Below are 275 nucleotides of genomic sequence, written 5' to 3' on the forward strand. Positions count from 1 at the left end.
CTTCTTTTTATCGAGCAGGCCGAGCGACATGAGTTTGCGCGTCGCGCGCACGGTCGTGCGCCCTTCGATCAGGTTCTGATAGCCGGACATGACCGCACTACCCACCGTGTCGCCGCCCATTTCCTGAATAAGCGGCTCCATCTGGTAGTAGAACGCATCCGAACGCATCAGCTTGGCGGCCGTGCCGCCCGTCTTGATGAACTCCTGCCACTGATCGCCACCGACGCGCGCACCGGTCGCCGTGATGACCTTCTGCACCATGTTCGCTTCGCGCT

At 61.5% G+C, this 275-nt stretch carries 1 protein-coding gene; it reads right to left on the bottom strand.

The features are described from left to right. Positions 1-275, bottom strand: a 275-nt coding sequence (locus SB724_RS20035; protein WP_410572580.1) for a hypothetical protein, incomplete at both ends; no start/stop codon positions are given.

The organism is Bacillus sp. SIMBA_031 (assembly GCF_046535225.1).
Classification (GTDB): Bacteria; Bacillota; Bacilli; order Bacillales; family Bacillaceae; genus Bacillus; species Bacillus velezensis.